Origin of the sequence: Rhodococcus sp. T2V, from assembly GCF_029269925.1 — a bacterium.
GTDB lineage: Bacteria > Actinomycetota > Actinomycetes > Mycobacteriales > Mycobacteriaceae > Rhodococcus_F > Rhodococcus_F koreensis.
In genome coordinates this window covers 1-941 of sequence record NZ_JARJBD010000323.1, presented here as the reverse complement: position 1 = coordinate 941, position 941 = coordinate 1, and the positions used below count along the sequence as shown (strand labels likewise).

The 941-nt window shown below is 67.9% G+C and carries 1 protein-coding gene; it reads right to left on the bottom strand.

All coding sequences use genetic code 11. From position 1 onward, the window contains the following. The coding region (locus P3H15_RS54150; protein WP_276144848.1) for a 3-keto-5-aminohexanoate cleavage protein at window positions 1–941 on the bottom strand (941 nt) is incomplete at its 5' end.

Here is a 941-nt window from a genome sequence, read left to right as displayed (position 1 = left end):
TCAGGCGTGCTGGGTGAAGCCGACCTGGCCGGGACGGCGGTTCGGGGCGTAACCGAGCTTGGCGAGCGTCTCGTCGGCGTCGGCGTACCTCTGACCGATCCGGTAGATGTCGCGGGCCTCCTTCCCGGTGGCCACCTCCCGGCCCAGCTCCCCGGCCACCCGGACCAACTGCTCGACCTGCGCGACCGACGTCATCTTCTCGCCCTTGCGACCCCAGATCGTGTCCTCGTTCCCGCACCGCGGATGCAGACCCATCGCGATCGCCATCGCGTTGACCGGCAGCACACTGCGCATCAACGTCTCGAGGGTCAGGCACGCACCGTCCGGCACCCGCTGCACGAAATTCATGATGTTGTACGGATTCGGGCCGTCGAAACCGCCGCCGATACCGACCCAGGTCAGATTCAGCGGACCGGTGTACACCCCACGCCGGATCAGCCGCTCCACGGTCTCGAGCTGCGGGATGCTCGACAGCTGGAAGTGCGGCTGGATCCCGGCCGCCTGCAGCCGGCGCAGATGCTCCTCGACCCACGCCGGACCGGCCGGGACCGTCATCTCCCGGTACGCCTCGGCCAGCTCGGGCCGCTGCATCGAGGTGCCCGCGATGTCGTCGGCGGTCATCAGCTCCATGATGTTCATCTGCGAGGTGTTGATCGCGATCGTCACCTGGTCCGGTGCCGGATCGAGGTCGGCGAGCATGTGCCGGGTGTCGTCGGAGAGCCACTTCGCGTCCGCACCCTCACCCTCGGGGGCGAAGGAGATGGAACCGCCGACCTGCAGGATCATCTCCGGCACCGCCTGCCGCAGCCCGGCGAGCAGTTCGTTGAACTTCGACAGCCGCTTGGAGCCCTTGCCGTCGAGTTCGCGGACGTGGATGTGCAGCACGGTGGCGCCGGCCTCGTAGCAGTCCACCGCCTTCTGCACGTGCTCGTCCATCGTCA